The organism is Microbacterium fluvii, assembly GCF_025515205.1.
Lineage (GTDB): Bacteria > Actinomycetota > Actinomycetes > Actinomycetales > Microbacteriaceae > Microbacterium > Microbacterium fluvii.
In genome coordinates, this window is sequence record NZ_JAOPFX010000001.1 from 774,361 (window position 1) to 789,826 (window position 15,466).

Sequence of the window (15,466 nt, forward strand, 5' to 3'; positions counted from 1 at the left end):
TGCCTTTTGCACGACCCGTCTCGGTCACTCATCATTGGGTCAGTACTCAACAGTAACCGACCCCACCGGAAAGAACCATAATGATCATCGCCCTCTGGATCGTCAACGCCCTGCTCGCGCTGGCTTTCATCGCCGCCGGCTTCATGAAGGCCGTGCGACCCAAGGAGCAGCTCGCCGCCGCCGGAATGGCGTGGACCGACGACTATGCCGCCGGCAGCGTCAAGGCCATCGGCCTGCTCGAAGTGGTCGGCGGGCTCGGCCTGATCCTGCCGCTGGCCACCGGCATCCTCCCGATCCTCGCTCCGCTGGCCGCCGTCGGTCTCGCGATCGTGATGGCCGGCGCCGTCGTCGTGCACGTGCGCCGCTCCGAGTCGTTCGCGCCGTCGCTCGTGCTCGGCGTGCTGTCGATCGTGAGCGCCGTGCTGGGCTTCGTCGCGCTGGTGTGACCAGACGCCCGGCTCAGCCCCGCGTGCTCTGCCATCCGAGGGCGGGAGCGACGTGGGTCGAGAACGACTCGACCAGGCGCAGGTTGAACTCCACGCCCAACTGGCTCGGGATGGTGAGCATGAGCGTGTCGGCCGACATGACGGCGGCGTCCTGCAGCAGCTGCTCGACGAGAACGTCGGGCTCGGCGGCGTAGGTCTTGCCGAACGTCGAGCGGAAGCCGTCGATGTAGCCGATGCCGTCGCCCTCGCCGCTGCGGCCGAAGTACATGGCGTCTTCGGCGGTCACGATCGGGAAGATCGACCGGCTCACCGAGGTGCGCGGCTCGCCCGCGTGCCCGGCCTCGCGCCAGGCCGCCCGGAACGCGTCGAGCTGCTCCGCCTGCAGGATGTCGAACGGGCGGCCGTCGGCTTCGGTGAGCAGGGTCGACGACATCAGGTTGACGCCCGTGCGACCTGCCCACTCCGCCGTCTCACGGGTGCCGGCGCCCCACCACACCCGCGAGCGCAGGCCGGGCGACTGCGGCTCGACGCGCGCCCTGCCGCTCACGCCCCCGAAGGGGCTGTTCGGGTCGCCGTCGGCGAGGCCCTCGCCGTCGATCGCACGCAGGAACAGATCGAAGTGCTCGCGGGCGAGGTCGGCTCCGCGCACATCCTCTGCGCCGGTGTAGCCGAAGGCCTCGTAGCCGCGCACGACCGTCTCGGGTGAGCCACGGCTCACGCCCAGGGCGAGCCGTCCCTCGCTGATGAGGTCGACCGCGGCGGCCTCCTCCGCGAGATACAGCGGGTTCTCGTAGCGCATGTCGATGACGCCCGTGCCCATCTCGATGCGCTCGGTCGTGGCGGCGATGGCCGCCAGCAGCGGCATCGGCGACGACTGCTGCCTGGCGAAGTGGTGCACGCGGAAGTAGATGCCGTTCGCGCCGAGGTCGTCCATGCCCTGCGCCAGGTCGATCGCCTGGCGCATCGAGTCACCGGCCGTCAGCTGCCTGCCGCCGCCGAGGGGGCCGTAGTGTCCGAACGAGAGTGTTCCGAAGCGTCGCATGCCCGGTGCAACGCCGCGGCGGCAGCATCCATTCCTCTGCATGGATGCTGCGCCGCCGTAGTCTGGAGGGCGTGTTCGAGTCCGTGCTCAATGTCGCCGCCTACCTGTTCACGAGGGTCGACGACCCCGCGGCGCTGCGCACGCCGCTGCGCGAGCGCGCCCTCGCCGGCGGACTCAAGGGCACCATCATCCTCGCCGAGGAGGGGATCAACCTCTTTCTCGCGGGTGACCCGTCCGCGCTGCGCGGCTTCGTCGACGACCTGCGCGCCGATGCGCGCTTCGCGGCACTCGCCACGAAGGAGAGCTGGTCGCAGGAGCAGCCGTTCGGCCGGATGCTCGTGAAGGTCAAGCGCGAGATCATCCGCATGGACCACCCTCAGATCCGGCCCGCTGCCGGCCGCGCGCCGGCGGTGAGTCCCGCGACGCTCCGGCGCTGGCTCGACACCGGTCGGGACGACGAGGGGCGCGAGGTCGTGCTGCTCGACACCCGCAACGCCTTCGAGGTCGACTACGGCACGTTCGACGGTGCGCTGGACTGGCGCATCGAGCGGTTCACCGAGTTTCCGCAGGCCGCTCGCGACCACCGTGCGCAGCTCGATGACAAGACGGTGGTCAGCTTCTGCACCGGCGGCATCCGCTGCGAGAAGGCGGCGCTGCATCTGCGCGAGCAGGGTGTGCAGGCCTGGCAGCTCGACGGCGGCATCCTGGGATACTTCGAGCAGGTCGGCGGCGCGCACTTCACCGGCGACTGCTTCGTCTTCGACGAGCGCGAGGCGCTGGGCGCCGACCTGGCGGCGCGCGCATGAAGTGGCACGCAGCGCTCGGGCTCGACGCGGTGCTCGTCGTGGTCTTCGCCGCGATCGGTCGCGCCAGTCACGGCGAGGGGGTGTTCGACGGGCTCTGGGTCACCGCGTGGCCGTTCCTCGCCGGTCTTGTGGTCGGCTGGCTCCTCACGTTCGCGTGGCGCGCCCCCGTCGCGCTGCTTCGCACAGGGCTCGGTGTCTGGGCGGCGACCCTCGTCGGCGGCATGCTGCTGCGCGCCGTCTCTGGCCAGGGCGTGCAGGTCGCCTTCGTCATCGTCGCCGCCGTCGTGCTGGCGCTGTTCCTGATCGGCTGGCGGGCCGTCGCGCGCCTCATCGTCTCGCGGCGCAGCGAGGGCCGCGCCGCCCACTGACCGCGAGGCGCGTTCCGTGCCTACCATGGACAGACGCCCACGAGGGGAGTCGCCATGGTGCAGGTGCGCGTTGCCGGGGTCGCACTCGACCAGACCGGCCAGCACGTCGTGCTGCTCAAGCCCGTCGACGAGATCCCCGGCGAGGGCCGCGTGCTGCCGATCTGGATCGGCCAGCTCGAGTCGACCTCGATCCTCGTCGCGATCGAGGGCGCCGAGGTTCCGCGCCCGCTCGCGCACGACCTCATGCGATCGATGCTCGATTCGCTCGGCGCGGAGCTGATCCGCGCCGAGGTCACTCGCATCGACGACGGCACGTTCTACGCCGAGCTGACCGTGCGCACCGCCGACGGCGTCGTGGCCATCGACTCGCGACCGTCGGATGCCGTCGCCCTCGCCGCCCGCGTCGGTGCGCCCCTCCACGTGGCACAGGCCGTGCTCGACGAAGCCGGGGTTCCCGACGTGCTCACCGACGCCGGCGAGGAGGCCGCGAACAGCATGAGCGAGTTCAAGGAGTTCCTCGACGACGTCGAACCCGAGGACTTCAACGGCTGACGGGTCAGCTCGCCAGATCGAAGTCCGGCAGCTCCGGCAGGGCCGCACCGGGGAACGCACCCACCGCCGGCGCCGTGTGCATCGTCCAGTCCTGCCCGTCCCAGTAGCGCAATGCCCCAGCATCCTGCGCGTCCTGATACCAACCCGCCGGCCACGCCGCGGGCGTACTCCACGTACCGCTCATACCTCTCCCCAGATGAGTGAACGCTGTCTTGTCGACCGTCGCCGTGCTCCCCATATCGCCCGGCGCCGCGTTCCCCGATCCGCGGTGGTGGACAGACTCTATCGGTACCTGCGCCACCGTGCGCAAGTCACTTCTGCTGCATCTCTTCGTGCACCCGTCGCAGGTCTTCCAGCAGCGACCCCACCAGCACCCACTGTGCGGGAGGGCGCAGCACCTGCAGCGGCGTCGTGAGGGCGGGGACGGGGGCCGTGTCGAGGGCGGGCTCGGGGGCGGCGCCGCCCGTGTGCCGCCGCACGTCGTGCGCCGCGCGGTGCAGCTGCTCGGCGATCGCCCGCACCGAGGGCTCTGCCGCAAGACCCGGCTCGTACCGGTCGTAGACGGCGCGCGTCATGCCGATCACCTGGGTCACCACGGGCGACAGCCGCTCCACCGCCGCGCGCAGCGCGTGCAGCTCCGCGCGGCGGCTGCCGCCGCGCGGATTGAGGGTGAGCGACTCCTCAGCGGCCGAGATCGCCTGCTCGGCGCCGTCCCGCATCGGCCGCATGAGTCGCGCCTGCAGCATGAGTTCTTCGAGCTGTGCGGGGGACTGCTCGCTCTTCAGGGCGATCGCGAGGCGGTCGAGCGATGCCGCGAGCTCCCGGCCGAGCACACCGGTGCGCTGACGGGCAGGGGCCAGCTGCACCGGCGGAACGACGACGGCGTTCACGACGATGCCCATCACCGCCCCGATCAGGGTCTCGAGGATGCGGTCGAGCGCGTAGCCGGGGGTGGAGGTGCCGAGCACGAGCACCAGCAGCGCACTGATGGCCACTTGATTCGACGTTCCCGGCGTCATCCGCAGCGCCCATGCCATCAGTAGCGCGAGTGCCAGCGCGACCAGCACGACCCACGACGCGTCGCCGAAGACCAGGCCAAGGCCCGAGGCGATCGCGACGCCGACGATGACGCCGACGCTGCGCTCGACGGCCTTCGCGAGCGACTGGTTGACACTGGGCTGCACCACCAGCAGCGCCGCGATGGCCGCGAACACGGGCGGCGCACCGCCGACGATCCAGCCGGCGACGATCCACGCCGCCGCGGTGGCGATGATCGACTTCGCCACTTGCAGCAGCGGGGTGCGGGCGGGCGCGCGCAGCGCCGAGGTCATGCGCATGTATCCACGCTACGGCGCGGTGACCGCCTGGGCGGGGCTGCGCCGCGCGGCCTTCATCACCTCGCGCCCTTCCAGGTTCGCGCCGTGCAGGGATCCTGCCACCGCATCCATCACGAGCACCGCGATCCCTGCACGGTCGGCGAAGAGGGTGACCCCCTCGCCGGGCGCGGAGGTGAAGAAGGCGATGCCTCGGGCGTGCGGGTGGGCGGCGACCGCGCCGGCGAGTTCTCGCACGGATGCGGCGGCGTCTTCGTCGCGGCCGGTCACCCGCGCCAGGCAGGGGCCGAACCGGATGTCGATGCCGTCGACGCGCACGGGGCTGATCGCGGGCGCGAAGCCGAGGTGGCGCAGCCATGCCGAGGCGAGTTCGACGGCGCCGCGCTCGGAGATGCCGTAGGTCTGCGGGCCCGGCGCGGGCGGCAGGTTGCCGAAGGTGCGGGCGGCGATGCGGCGGTTGTCGACCCGCAGCAGCGCCTCGCGAAGAGCCAGGGCGTGATGGTCGGCGAGGAGCGAGATGCGCCTGCGGGCTGCGATGGTGCGGCTGATGGCATTGCCGATGATGGCGATCACGACGCCGAGCACGGCGACCAGCCACGTCACCGCGGCGATCGCCAGCGTCTGGGCCGAGAGAACGGGAAGCGCGACACCCGCGTCGGGCAGCCACATCCACAGGCCCACGGCGGCGATCCCGGCGAGGGCGACCACGATGCACACGACCATGACCGCGATCCACAGGCGCTGTGCGTTGGAGCGGCGCACCGCGTGAGCGCGCAGCCACGCCGTGAGGTCATCGGAGATGCGCTGCACGACGACTTCGTCCGGGTCCCAGATCGTCGCGTGCTCTTCACCCAGGCGTGCACCACGATGACGCGCCTCGTCGGCGGTGGGCAGCCCCAGCGGCATGAGCGCTCCTCCCCAGGTGTGTCGCGCGTGGTCATTCTGACATGGTCCTCGCGCGCGGGGCGGCATCGGCACGGGGCGGCGCGCGCTGTCACCTAGGGTGGAGGCCATGCGAAGGAGCGGTGTGTGATCGGAGGGCCCCGGTTCGCGCTCGCCCGCGCACGTGCCGCCCTGCCTGCACTGCTCGCGCTCACCGTGGTCTCCACGCTCGCCGCGGCGCTGACGGTCGGCGCCGCAGCGAGCGTGCGATCGCTCGAGGCGCGCGAGGTGCGCACCGCCGTCTCCGCCCTGTCGGCCGACCGCGGCCGAGTGGTCGTGTCGACCGAAGAGGGCGAGCCCACCGCGGCCGTGCTCGACGCCGTGCGCGGCGTGCTCGCGCAGCACGGCGTCGAGAATGCCGTCACGGCGACAGTCGAGGGCGACGGCATCGTGGTCGCCCCCGATGTCGGGGCGATCACGGCAGACGACCTCTCCGGGCTCGGCGATGCGCTCGGCGAGCTCAAGAGCGCCGTCGATGACGTCACCGACGCGCGCGTGCAGGTCGACGGCGGCCTCGGCTCGGCACTCGACTCGATCGCCGAGAGCGTGCGCGTGCGCCGAGGGCCGACGCTCGTGGCGATCGGGATGCTGGCGCTGCTGGTGTCGGTCGTGATGGGCGCGGTGGCCGTCGAGCCCGTGCGGGCCCGGCATGCCGAGACGCTGCTGCTGCGTGCCCGCGGCGCACGCACGCGCGCGCTGGCGGCGCTGGCCGGCGCCGAGGCCGTCGTCGTGGCCGGCGTGGGCGGTCTGGTCGGGGCGGGGCTGGCGACCGCGATCCCCGCGGCGCTCGGCGGCGTGCTGACGGTCGTCGCCGCTCCGCCGCTGATCGCCCTCGCGACAGCCGGTGCGCTCGCGCTGGTGGCGGCGGTCAGCGCCGCCGTGGCCACCGGTCGCAGCGCCGACCGCCGCTCGACACGGGCCGAGACCGCCACGCTCGTGAGCGTCGCGGTCGTGCTCGGAGTCGTCACGGTGCTCGCCGCCTGGCGGTTCGCCGAGGCCGGCACGCCGGTGGACTCCGCCGGGGTCATCGACCCGCTCGTCGCTCTGGCGCCGGCGCTCGTGCTGCTGCTCGCGGCGCTGGTGGCGGTGCTGATGACGACCCCGATCGCCCGGCTGATCTCGGCCGGCCTTCGCACGACGCGCGGCGTGACGCCGATCACGCCGCTGCGACTGGGCAGCAGGCGCCCCGCGCGGCACGCCCTGCCGATCACGCTCGTCGCGCTCGCGGTGGGCTCTTCGCTGGTGGCCGTCTCGTACGCCGCAGGCGTGGCGCACCTGGGAGACGCGCCGGAGGCGCTGCGGGTCGGGGCGGACGTGCGGATCACGACGATCCCCGACGATGTGGGGGCCGCCGACGTCGCGGCGGCCGCCGAGCCGAAGGACGCCGCGATGCCCGCCCGGTCGCTCGTCGTGAGGGGATCCGACAGCCGCATCCCGCTCATCGCCGCGCAGGCGGCGCAGCTGGGCGACGTCATGCTCGACGCCGGCGGAGCGATCGATCCGGTGGCGATCTCCGACGCCGTCGCGCCCGCTCATCTCGGCATCCCGCTAACGGGTGCCGACCTCACTCTCACCGTGGAGTCGGAGCCGCAGCAGATGCTGGTCGACGACACGGGCGCACTCGCGCAGCCGTACCCGCTGGACGTGCGTGTGGCCGTGGCCGATGCCGACGGGGAGCTGCACTGGTTCGCCTTCGGCACGGCCGACATGACGACGGTCGAGAACGACGACGGCAGCACCATGACCAGCTGGGACGTGCACGCCGAGGTCACCGAGCAGCTCGACCTCGGCGAGGGGGAGTGGTCGCTCGCGGCGATCACGACCCAGCCCTACGACTGGTTCGCCCCTGAGCAGGGAGCGGTGATCACGGCGACCAGCGGTGGTCAGACCGTCGACCTCGCGGGCTTCACCGCGGCACCCGGCACGCCGGGTCAGGTGGAGGCGGCCGGCGACGGGGTGCGCATCGTCGCCGTCTCGGACGACCGCGACCGCCAGCCCACCCGCGCCCTCGCCCCCGAGACGCCGGCGTCCGCGCCGGTCGTGATCACCCGGGCTCTGGCCGACTCGATGGGCCTCGCCGAGGGCGACGCGCTCTCGCTCGACATCGACCAGCCGCGGTTCGCCGTCGACGCGGTCGTGGCGGCGGTGGTCGCGGTGCTGCCCGGCACCCCCGCAGGCGAAGGAATGGTCGTCGACTTCGGCACGCTGTCGCTGCTGTCACCGGTCGAGCTCGTCGCGAACCAGGTGTGGGTCTCGTCGGCAGACCCGGATGCCGCGGCCACCGCCGTGCAGGCGGCCTTCCCCGAACCGGTGGTGCTCGTGGCCGACCCCCGCGCCGGCAGCAGCGCCGCAGGCACCACGGTCGCCTTCGCGGTCACCGCCGTCGGTGCGCTCATGCTCGCCGCCGCCGTGTTGGTGCTGCGCCGCACGCGCACCCGCGCCGACTCGCACGAGCTCGCCCTGCTCGCGGTGCTGGGGCTCGGTCGCCGGCGCGCCGCCCGGCTGCGCGCCGGCGAGGATCTCTTCGCGCTGCTGGCCGGCGCTGCGGCGGGGGCGCTCGCCGGTCTGTTCACGGCGTGGCTCGTCGTGCCCTCGCTCGTGCGCGCCGCCTACGGAACCATCCCGGACGCCTACCCCGTCGAGCTGATCGTGCCGTGGGGTGCGGTGGCCGCATCCGTCGCGCTCATCGTCGCGATCGGGGCCGTCGTCGTGCTGACCGTGCGGGTGCCGTCGCGGCTCGCGCCCCTGCTGCGGGAGGACGAATGAGCACGACTCCTGGCCTGTTCGCCCTCACCAGGCGCCGCTTCGCCACCCCGCGCAGCGCGGCGCTGGTCATCGTCGCGCTGACGCTGCTGGCCGCCTTCGTCATCTCGGCTGCGCCGCGGGCCCTCGTGGGGGTCGTGCGCGACGAGGTGGCGCACCAGATCGCGGGGGTGCCCGCCACGTCGCGCGATCTGACGGGCTCGACGATCGGCATCCCGGCCTTCGGCGCGGCCGCCGACGCCGGCATCGCCGACGGCTGGGATGCCGGTGCGGCGGAGGTCTTCGGGGCGCTCGGCCAGGCGCTGGCCGACAACCGCGACGGGTTCGACACGGCGCTGCGCCCCCTCACCGCTCCCGCGCAGTTCGCCGAATACGCCGAGCGGTTCGCCGTCGTACCCGACGATCTTCCCGCCGATGCGCCGATCTCGTACATCCAGCCGCTGGCGGAGCCCGCCGCAGCGGAGCACCTCGAGGTCGTCGAAGGAGAATGGCCGACGGTCGGCGCCGTCGAGACCGAACTGCCAGGCGGATCGGAGGTCGCGCGGGCCGTCGTTCCGATCGTGCTGAGCGTCGAGGCGGCCGAGACCATGCAGTGGGCCGTCGGCGAGCGACGCGGAGTCGCCGCCGACGCGTCGCGCCCCGCGAAGGGCGTCGTCGAAGAGCTGCCGGAGTACGAACTGGTCGCCACCGTGCAGGCCGTGGACACCGCCGCCGACCGCTGGCTGCATCTGCCGACGGCGCTGACGGCGACCGTCTTCGACGACGGCAACCAGCGGCCGCAGGCGACGTCTGTCGCGTGGATCGCTGCGGACGTCTGGCCGGCGGCGACTGCGGGAATCATGACGCGCACGTGGACGACCGCGTGGTACCCCGTCGACGGCACGGCCGCGCAGAGCGAAGAGCCCGCCGACGTGCTCGCCGGGCTGCGCGCGGCGACCGCGTCGTCGGTGGCGCTCGATTCCACCGGGCAGCTGCGCATGCGCTTCGAGTCCGACCTCGTCGCGGAGCTGTCGACGGCGCTGGCGCGCTCGGCCTCTGCCTCGGCGATCCTCGCCGTCGCCGCCGTCGGGCCGCTCGCGGTGAGCGTGGCCCTCGTCGTGCTCGCCTCGGCGCTCATCATCCGGCGCCGGCGCGCCGATCTGGCGCTGATGTCGGCGCGGGGGGCGCCGCTGCCGCGGCTGCGACGGCTGCTCGCGGTCGAAGGACTGCTGCTGGGGGTGCCGGCGGCCGTCGTCGGCGCCGTCGCCGGCGTGGCCGTCACCTCCCACGACGCGGGGCCGGTGCCGACCGTCGTCGCGATCGCCATGGGGCTCGCGCCGGCAGCCGCACTCGCCTTCACTCTGCGGGCGCGCACTCTGGAGCGCTCGGCGCGGGCCGACCTCGATGCCCCGGTGCGCGGACGCGCCGTGCGGCTGGTCGAGATCATCGTGATCGTGCTCGCCGTGCTCGCCGTCGGGCAGCTCGTGATCGGAGGCGTCGGAGCGGGAGAGGCGATCGACCCGCTCGTGATCGTCGCGCCCCTGCTGGCCACCGTGGCGCTCGCCCTGATCTTCGTGCGGCTGCATCCGCTGCCGATCGCTGCGGTCGCACGCGCGGCCCGCCGCGGTCGGGGCGTCGTGTCGCTCGTCGGTGCGGCCCGCAACCTGCGCGATCCTGCCGCCGGCACCACGGCCGTGCTCGCGATGATCGTCGCGGTGGCGATCGCGGTGTTCTCGTCGCTCGTGCTGGCCACCGTCGACCGGGGTGCGGTCGCCGCGGCGCAGCGCGAGGTCGGCGGCGACATCCAGGTCGCGGGGCCCTACTTCTCCGACGAGGTGATCGACGCCATGCGGGGCGTCGACGGCGTCGTGCAGGCGGCCGGCGTCCTGCGCGGCGACTACATCGACGTCACGGGTCCGGACGATCGCGTCAGCGCTCAGGCGTTCGTCACCGACCTCGACGCCTTCACGGCCGTGCAGGCCGGCATGATCGGCGCCGTGCCGCCCGGCTCCGTCACCGCGGGCGCCGATCCCGTGCAGGTCGGGCTGTCGGCCGCGGCGCTCGAGGAGATCGGCCGCGGCGACACGACGGTGGTCGGCACGCCGGTGGAGGTGGGGGCCGCCTTCGACAGGGTGCTGGGCTTCACCCAGCCCGACGAGGTCGTGCTGGTCGACCGCGCGGACTACGAGACGCTCACCGGTGCCGGCTTCTACCCGCGGGCGGTCGTCGTCGACCTCGCAGAGGGGGCTGACGCGGCCGCGGTGGCCGCCGAGCTCGGCGAAGCGGTGGGCACGACCCACAGCATCCGCATCCTCGACGACTCGCTCGCCGAGATCCAGGCGTCTCCCGCCGTCGCGGCGCTGCGGTTCGTGCTGTTCGCGGCGCTGGCGCTGGCCGTGGCACTCTCGGTGGTCGCGGTGCTGCTGGTGGCGGGGGTCTCGAAGGACGCGCGCTCGCGCGTGATCGCCCTGCTGCGCACTCTGGGCCTCGACCGCCGACGCAGTCGAGGCATCGTGGCGTGGGAGTTCGCCCCGCTCGGGATCACGGCGCTCGTGGGCGGCGTCGTGCTGGGCGCCGTGCTGCCGCTGCTGGTGGTCGCATCGATCGACCTGCGCCCGTTCACCGGGGGAGGACGCCAGCCGGCGCTCGCCGTCGACCCCGTGCTCACAGGCGTGCTCATCGCCGTCGTGGTGGTGGCGCTGGCCCTGGCGGTCGTCGCCGGGGTGGTCAGCGCCCGCACCATCTCGATGGCGACCGTGCTGCGAACCGAGGAGGACTGATGACAGAACCCGACATCGTCTGCGAGGGGCTGGTGCGCATCTTCGCCGTGGCCGACATCGAGGTGCAGGCCCTGCAGGGCCTCGACCTCGTGATCGACCGCGGCGAGCTCGTGGCGCTCGTGGGCGCCTCCGGCTCGGGCAAGTCGACGCTGCTGTCGATCCTGTCGGGGCTCGATCTGCCCACGGCCGGGTCGGCGACCGTCGCCGGGCGCAGCCTGCCGTCGCTGTCTGCGCGCCAGCGCGTGGACTATCGCCGCGAGGTGGTGGGCTTCGTGTGGCAGCAGACGGCGCGCAACCTGCTGCCCTACCTCTCGGCGCTCGAGAACGTGCAGCTGGCCAGGGCGATCGGCGGCGACCGCCGCCGCGATCCCGGCCGCGCGCAGGAGCTCCTGGAGCTGACCGGCGTGGCGGATGCCGCGGGCCGCCGCCCCGCCGAGCTGTCGGGCGGGCAGCAGCAGCGCGTCGCGATCGCGGTCGCCCTCGCCAACGAACCGCGGGTGCTGCTCGCCGACGAGCCCACAGGAGACCTGGACGAGCACGCGTCGGCCGAGGTGCTGTCGACCTTCGAGGCGGTCAACCGCGAACTCGGCACGACGGCGCTCATCGTGACGCACGATCCGGCCGTCTCTGAGCACGTGCAGCGCACCGTGCAGATCCGCGACGGGCGCACCTCGACCGAGGTGCTGCGCTGGACGCACACCGACGAGACCGGCCAGGAGCACGCGATGGCCGAGGAGTTCGTCGTGCTCGACAAGGTGGGACGCATGCAGCTGCCGACCGAGTACATGACCCAGCTCGATCTGCGCGATCGGGTGCGACTCGAGCTCAACCCCGACCATGTGGGGGTGTGGCCGGGCGATTCGCGTGCGGTGCCCGCCGCGGCTGAACCCCCGTCGGGATTGCCGCAGACCCGCCGGCAGCGGCGCCTGAGCCAGGAGGAGCAGAGCCATGACTGAACCCGTGCTGACGGCATCCGGTCTGTCCGTCGTCCATCGCACGCGAGCCGGCGACGTGCACGCACTCTCCGACGCGTCGCTCGAACTGCACCCCGGCGAGTTCGTCGTGCTGGTCGGCCCGTCGGGTGCCGGCAAGACGACGCTGCTGCACGTGCTGGGCGGCATCCAGGAGCCCACGACCGGCACGGTGCAGGTGGGCGAGGTGGAGCTCACGACGGCGCCCGAGCGCGAGATCGACCGGGTGCGCCGCGAAGACGTCGGGTACGTCTTCCAGTCGTTCGGCCTGATCGCGGCCCTCTCGGCGGAGGAGAACGTCGAGCTGCCGCTGCGTATCCGCGGCGCCGACCCCGCCGAGCGCTCGGCGCGGGTGGCGCACCTGCTCGAGCGGGTGGGGCTCGCCGCCCACGCGCGGCAGCGCCCGGGGGAGCTGTCGGGCGGCCAGCAGCAGCGGGTCGGCATCGCGCGGGCCCTGGCCGGATCGGCGCGCATCCTGCTGGCCGACGAGCCGACCGGTCAGCTCGACTCGCACACCGCCGAAGCCATGATCGAGCTCATCGCCTCGATCGCGCACGACGACGGTGTCGCGGTGCTGCTGTCGACCCACGACCCCTCGGTGCGTGCACGTGCCGATCGTGTGCTGGAGCTTCACGACGGGGTGCTGCGCGCCGCATCCTGATCTTCTTCCTCGCCCGAGGCGAGGAGATCTCGCGGAGCGAGGACGGTATCGGGCGGATCGGTCCTCGCTCCCCGCATCCTCCTCGCTCCAGGCGAGGATGTGCCCCGAGGGGTCGCGTCCGCGCGCATCGCGCGTACGGTGGGACGAGGAGGTGAGCGCCGTGGCCGACGACCTGACGCCCGACGAGGCGGAGCGCATCGCGCAGCAGGCGCGCGACGGCCGGCTCGAGACCGACGACCCCCAGATCCGCAAGGTCGTCACGCGCGCACAGCGCACGGTCGTGCGCACCTCGCTGTGGGGCGACGCCCCTCGGAGCAGGCGGATGCTGGTGCTCTGGCTCGCGATCGGCTTCATCGCGCTGTGGGTGGTCGGACTGGCGGTTCCGCTGATCCTGACATTCGGCTGAGATCCCTTCCCGATGTGCGCTGAGCGATATATCGTTATGTATCGCTGAGATCCAGTGCACACGCGCGAGGAGGTCGCCATGAACAACAGCAGTGGCTTTGCCGGATACGGCTTCGGAGGTCGTCAGGGACAGGGCCCGGGCTCGGGCGGCGGATTCCCCGGCGGCGGGTTCCCGAGCGGTCAGGGTCTGTGGGACGCCATGGACCAGCTGCGCACGATGTTCGACCAGAAGGTCGCGCCGCGCATGGGCCGCGGCGACGTGCGCGCGGCCGTGCTGGCGCTGCTGGCCGAGCAGCCGATGCACGGCTACCAGATCATCCAGGAGATCTCCGACCGCACCGGCGGCTCGTGGAAGCCGAGTGCCGGCTCGGTGTATCCGACGCTGCAGCTGCTCGCCGACGAGGGGCTCATCCGGGCCGAGGAGGCGAACGGGCGCAAGACCTATTCGCTCACCGACGAGGGCAGAGCAGAGGCCGACGCCTCCGAGAAGCCCGCTCCGTGGGAGACCGGCACCGCCACCCCGCGGGAGAACCGCGGCGGGCCGCTCGCGAAGGCGGGCATGGAGCTCGCGCAGGCCGCGGCGCAGGTGGGCCGCTCCGGAACGCCCGACCAGGTGACGGCGGCGGTCGACGTGCTCGAAGACGCGCGCCGTAGGCTCTACAGCATCCTGGCTCAGGACTGACGCTGGCTCCGCACATCCGCGGCGGCGTCGAGGAGAACCGATGACCGACGCCCCGCGCACGCGCGCCCGTTATCGCCGCATCATGCGGTTCGCCCTGCGCTACATGGTGCAGACGTGGTGGTTCGAGCTGGTTCTGCCCCGCATCGGGTTCGGCGCTCTGGCGGAGCGGGGTCGGTCGGCACGGCTGGTGCGCATCGCGGAGCGGTTCCACGTGCTGGCCGTCGACCTCGGCGGGCTCATGATCAAGGTCGGGCAGTTCATGTCGTCGCGGCTCGACGTGCTGCCGCCCGAGATCACGAGCGAGCTCGCCGGCCTGCAAGACGAGGTGCCCGCAGTCGCGTTCGGCGAGATCCGCGCGCTCGCCGAGTCCGAACTCGGGCAGAGCCTCGACTCGGCGTACGCGAGCTTCGACGAGGTGCCCGTGGCGGCGGCATCCCTCGGTCAGGCCCACCGCGCGACGCTGGGCGACGCGGATGCCGCCGCCACGGGCCTTCGCGAGGTCGTCGTCAAGGTGCAGCGGCCCGGCATCGAGCAGATCGTCGAGGTCGACCTGTCGGCGCTGCGGCGCGTGGCGGCGCTCCTCAGCAGGGTCAGGGCCGTCCGAGAGCACGTGGACCTGCCGGCGCTCGTGGAGGAGTTCGCGCACACGAGCCTGGAAGAGATCGACTATGTGCACGAGGCCGCGAACGCCGAGCGGTTCGCGGCGGCCTTCGCGGGAAACCCCGGGGTCGCCGCGCCCACGGTGGTGCACGAGCGTTCGACAGGACGCGTGCTGACACTGCAGGACGTCACGGCGATCAAGGTCAACGACGTCGAGGCGCTCCGGGCGGCAGGCATCGACCCGACCGAGGTCGCGCATGCGTTCGCCGGGGTGATGTTCGATCAGCTCTTCGGCAACGGCTTCTTCCATGCCGATCCCCACCCCGGCAACATCTTCGTGACCCCGCTGCCGAACGGCACCTGGCGGCTGACCTTCATCGACTTCGGCATGATGGGCGAGGTCTCCGATCAGCTGCGCGGCGGGCTGCGAAAGGTGCTGATCGCGGTGGCCGGGCGCGACGGCAAGGGTCTCGTGCAGGCGATCCAGCAGGTCGGAGCGCTGCTGCCCTCCGCCGAGACCGGTCAGCTCGAGCGGGCGATGACCCAGCTGTTCGGCCGCTTCGGGGGTATGGGCATGGCCGAGCTGCGCGAGGTCGACGAGCGCGAGTTCCGCGATTTCGCCGTCGAGTTCGGCGATGTCGTGCGGGAGCTTCCGTTCCAGCTGCCCGAGAACTTCCTGCTGATCATCCGCGCCATCTCGATCACCTCGGGCATGTGCAGCGCGCTCGATCCCGAGTTCAACATCTGGAACGCGGTCGAGCCGTACGCGACCCAGCTGCTCCGAGACGAGAGCGGCAACATCGTCAAGCAGTTCGGCACGCAGGCGCTGTCGGTGGCCGGCACCGCCGTGAAGCTCCCTGGCCGCATCGACGAGGTCATCACGCGGCTCGAAGACGGCACGATCTCGGTGCAGACGCCCAAGCTCGACCGTCGCCTCGAGCAGCTGGAGCGGATGCTGCGGCGCGTCGTCTCGGCGGTGCTGTTCGCCGGGCTGCTGGTGGGCGGAGTGCTGCTGCGCGGACAGGACGTCGGGTGGGGCATCGCGCTGATGGTCGTGTCGGTGCTGCCGCTGCTGCACGCGGTGTTCGCCGGCCGCAGGCCCCGCCACCCCGGCTCTCGGCGGCGCTGATCGCCT

General features: G+C 72.6%; 15 protein-coding genes. 11 read left to right on the plus strand and 4 right to left on the minus strand.

Features of this window, described 5'->3' with window-relative positions; genetic code table 11:
- Nucleotides 1–80 precede the first annotated feature (80 nt).
- Nucleotides 81–446, plus strand: a complete 366-nt coding sequence (locus OAW74_RS03475; protein ID WP_262872942.1) for a DoxX family protein — start codon at nucleotides 81–83, stop codon at nucleotides 444–446.
- A 13-nt stretch (nucleotides 447–459) separates the two neighbouring features.
- Here OAW74_RS03475 and OAW74_RS03480 read toward each other — a convergent pair whose 3' ends face one another.
- Complete coding sequence (locus OAW74_RS03480) at nucleotides 460–1,488, minus strand: LLM class flavin-dependent oxidoreductase (RefSeq protein WP_262872943.1); 1,029 nt, start codon at nucleotides 1,486–1,488, stop codon at nucleotides 460–462.
- A 71-nt stretch (nucleotides 1,489–1,559) separates the two neighbouring features.
- On the opposite strand from OAW74_RS03480, the gene OAW74_RS03485 reads away from it, so the two are divergent.
- The 3 genes from OAW74_RS03485 to OAW74_RS03495 are packed head-to-tail and all read left to right on the plus strand — an operon-like array spanning nucleotide 1,560 to nucleotide 3,214.
- Nucleotides 1,560–2,294: a sulfurtransferase gene (locus tag OAW74_RS03485; protein WP_262872944.1), complete on the plus strand. Its 735-nt coding sequence runs from the start codon at nucleotides 1,560–1,562 to the stop codon at nucleotides 2,292–2,294.
- Nucleotides 2,291–2,662 carry a DUF3054 domain-containing protein gene (locus OAW74_RS03490; RefSeq protein ID WP_262872945.1) on the plus strand — a complete coding sequence of 124 codons (372 nt, stop codon included), beginning with the start codon at nucleotides 2,291–2,293 and terminating at the stop codon, nucleotides 2,660–2,662. Before OAW74_RS03485 ends, OAW74_RS03490 begins: the two co-directional genes overlap by 4 nt.
- A gap of 54 nt (nucleotides 2,663–2,716) precedes the next feature.
- Nucleotides 2,717–3,214, plus strand: coding sequence for a bifunctional nuclease family protein (locus tag OAW74_RS03495; protein WP_262872946.1), 498 nt, complete (start codon nucleotides 2,717–2,719; stop codon nucleotides 3,212–3,214).
- A 4-nt stretch (nucleotides 3,215–3,218) separates the two neighbouring features.
- On the opposite strand, the gene OAW74_RS03500 is transcribed toward OAW74_RS03495, so the two are convergent.
- From OAW74_RS03500 to OAW74_RS03510, 3 genes are all read right to left on the minus strand, one after another.
- Nucleotides 3,219–3,398, minus strand: a complete 180-nt coding sequence (locus tag OAW74_RS03500; RefSeq protein ID WP_262872947.1) for a DUF2510 domain-containing protein — start codon at nucleotides 3,396–3,398, stop codon at nucleotides 3,219–3,221.
- Nucleotides 3,399–3,525: 127 nt separating this feature from the next.
- Nucleotides 3,526–4,551 (minus strand): FUSC family protein, encoded by a 1,026-nt coding sequence (locus tag OAW74_RS03505; protein WP_262872948.1) that lies wholly within the window; start codon nucleotides 4,549–4,551, stop codon nucleotides 3,526–3,528.
- Nucleotides 4,552–4,560: 9 nt separating this feature from the next.
- Nucleotides 4,561–5,454, minus strand: a complete 894-nt coding sequence (locus OAW74_RS03510) for a hypothetical protein (RefSeq protein WP_262872949.1) — start codon at nucleotides 5,452–5,454, stop codon at nucleotides 4,561–4,563.
- A gap of 123 nt (nucleotides 5,455–5,577) precedes the next feature.
- Between OAW74_RS03510 and OAW74_RS03515 the strand changes: the two genes are divergently transcribed.
- The 7 genes from OAW74_RS03515 (at nucleotide 5,578) to OAW74_RS03545 (ending at nucleotide 15,460) form a co-directional block, all read left to right on the plus strand.
- Entirely contained in the window at nucleotides 5,578–8,256 is a 2,679-nt protein-coding gene (locus OAW74_RS03515; RefSeq protein ID WP_262872950.1) for a hypothetical protein, read from the plus strand.
- Nucleotides 8,253–11,012, plus strand: a complete 2,760-nt coding sequence (locus OAW74_RS03520; protein WP_262872951.1) for an FtsX-like permease family protein — start codon at nucleotides 8,253–8,255, stop codon at nucleotides 11,010–11,012. The genes OAW74_RS03515 and OAW74_RS03520 overlap by 4 nt, the downstream gene beginning before the upstream one ends.
- Complete coding sequence (locus tag OAW74_RS03525) at nucleotides 11,012–11,968, plus strand: ABC transporter ATP-binding protein (RefSeq protein WP_262872952.1); 957 nt, start codon at nucleotides 11,012–11,014, stop codon at nucleotides 11,966–11,968. Before OAW74_RS03520 ends, OAW74_RS03525 begins: the two co-directional genes overlap by 1 nt.
- Complete coding sequence (locus OAW74_RS03530) at nucleotides 11,961–12,644, plus strand: ABC transporter ATP-binding protein (protein WP_262872953.1); 684 nt, start codon at nucleotides 11,961–11,963, stop codon at nucleotides 12,642–12,644. Before OAW74_RS03525 ends, OAW74_RS03530 begins: the two co-directional genes overlap by 8 nt.
- Before the next feature lie 151 nt (nucleotides 12,645–12,795).
- Complete coding sequence (locus OAW74_RS03535) at nucleotides 12,796–13,050, plus strand: hypothetical protein (RefSeq protein WP_262872954.1); 255 nt, start codon at nucleotides 12,796–12,798, stop codon at nucleotides 13,048–13,050.
- A 78-nt stretch (nucleotides 13,051–13,128) separates the two neighbouring features.
- Nucleotides 13,129–13,731, plus strand: coding sequence for a PadR family transcriptional regulator (locus OAW74_RS03540; RefSeq protein WP_262872955.1), 603 nt, complete (start codon nucleotides 13,129–13,131; stop codon nucleotides 13,729–13,731).
- 40 nt (nucleotides 13,732–13,771) lie between these two features.
- A complete protein-coding gene (locus tag OAW74_RS03545) occupies nucleotides 13,772–15,460 on the plus strand; it encodes an ABC1 kinase family protein (protein WP_262872956.1) in 1,689 nt (562 codons plus the stop codon).
- The last annotated feature ends 6 nt before the right edge of the window (nucleotides 15,461–15,466 follow it).